The sequence below is a fragment of the Rhodococcus sp. FH8 genome, from assembly GCF_019266085.1.
GTDB lineage: Bacteria > Actinomycetota > Actinomycetes > Mycobacteriales > Mycobacteriaceae > Rhodococcus_F > Rhodococcus_F qingshengii.
On sequence record NZ_LPNQ01000023.1, the window covers coordinates 1 to 2,069 of the forward strand.

The 2,069-nt window shown below is 58.5% G+C and carries 1 protein-coding gene; it reads left to right on the forward strand.

Annotated features, from left to right (window positions below):
- The first annotated feature begins 185 nt into the window (after positions 1-185).
- Positions 186-692, forward strand: coding sequence for an integrase core domain-containing protein (locus ATN38_RS00150; protein WP_080712845.1), 507 nt, complete (start codon positions 186-188; stop codon positions 690-692).
- The last annotated feature ends 1,377 nt before the right edge of the window (positions 693-2,069 follow it).

Sequence of the window (2,069 nt, forward strand, 5' to 3'; positions counted from 1 at the left end):
ATCGTGAGCACGGGCGTACCTTCCCGCCAGCGTTGGCGCGCTGGACTTGATCAGAATCCTGTTCGTGTACAGATCATCATCCGGGAAGGTGCGTCCTCCCGGGATCCACAGGTTTCGATCATTCCTCTCCACGCAAACGAGGCGGGGTCAGCTCATGCCCACAGACCGAAGCCGACGCCCCGAACGTGTTGTGGGCTATGGACTTCCAGTTCGATTCCACCGTCGACGGCAAAGCCGTCAAGATTGCATCGATGATCGACGAGCACACGCGCCTGTCGCTGATGAACATCGTGGAGCGTTCGATCCCCGCGCAGCGGTTGGTCGAGGAACGAGGCAAGACGTTCGCGCTGTGGGGCGGGCCGCCGCTGGTATTACGGATGGACAACGGGCCAGAATTCATTTCTAGTGCGCTACACCAGTTCTGCGTGAACCGTGTGGGAATCTCGTACATCCCGCCGGGAACTCCCTGGAACAACGGGCACATCGAATCTTTCAACAACCGCCTTCGGAAGGAGTGCCTGAACCGCAACCACTGGACGAGCCTGCTCGAAGCGCGAGTGGTGATCGAGGACTTCAAGGACGACCACAATCATCGGCACCGCCACTCGTCGCTGGGCTACCTCACGCCGGCCGAGTACGCTGCCCAGTGCTCCCACACCCACCAACCGGTGGATGGGTGCGAGATCGACTGAAACCAATCAAACCGCGGCTCTAAAGCGCGGTGGTCCGACTATCGGGGACCTGCCACCTGTGGCGGCGAGTTCGTCGCCGTGGCGCAGCTTTCGGATGACCTGTTCGGGCGTGTGTCGTTTACGTCCAGCCATGAGATGAAGCCTTTCATGCCCTTGAGCAGGGCGGAAGGATTCTCATAGCGTACGGGTCACTTCACGGGGGTCATGCCACCCCGACTGCAATCGCGACGCCATTTCAGCAGTATCGTGCACAAAAATCGAGTGCCAACGCGACTCCACCTCATCTGACGGGCTCTCGCGGACCCCGGTACGCAACTGAGAGGGGTACGGTGCGGAAATCCGGAATGCGCCGCGCGCCACCTTTCGACACTGCAGCGTTCGTGAGCCGCCGATCGGGCGCGCCGTACAACTCGTTGAGGCGGGCCTGGAGAACGTCGTCCTCCGTCACGCGCCCCGCCGTCACTGACGCCTCGTCTCCATGCTCGAATTCCGCATCCCGCCGAGCGTGCAGGTCGTGCGCTCTCTTCGCGGTTCGGCGCGGCGCTCTTGCGGATCGATCCGCAAGGGACATCTACATCTTTCGCAGATTCACTTATGGGGGGGTGGGTTCCCATCTGCTCGATGGGCATACTGGCCGAATCGAAACTCACGTCAGGTCAACGCCATCAAGCCCGAAATGTGATGTCGCTCACTCTCCGTTCAACTAGTTTCTTGGCTGGCTAATCATAAGATGCGCAGTACATACTGTCTGTTTTTCCTTCCAGGTCAAATACAGCTATCTGGTTGCCCCAGGATCATTTCAGTGAGCGGTTCACCGACCCTCATGCCGATGCCGAACCAGCGGCCTACACTCTGGATTGCGCGTATTGAAGATTGTGCTCTATGCGGCCAAAAATGCATGTAAGGGACAGTCTTTCGCGCAACCAACAGAAAGAATCAAACACACAGAGGGAGACAGTCATGGGTTCAGTTGGGGACGTCATCAGCATCGTCAAAACAGTCGTCGAACTAATTTCCACACTCGGCACCGGTTCTGCAGACCAGTCGGTCGAGAAGCCTGCGGTCTAGGCGTCAGCCTCGATTTTTCGTGAGAGGCCGCTGCTGGTCTGATCAGTGAACTGATCAGACCAGCAGCGGTCGAATGCGCATCGGGCCGCTGGGAACTGTCACATTGTTTGAAGAACGCTGTCGTACTAAGGCCGCCGTTACCCGGTCGAAATCATCAACCAACTGCGTGTGATTGAATCGCATGTAAGTGTTTGTAGTGGCCGGCCCGGGGCCGGCTGACAGGATAGGTGTCGTCGCTACAACGCCGTGTGACTCATGAATCGCTTTGCTCCTTCGTGGTGCACTGGCCGGGGTTTGTCCACTCTGTTG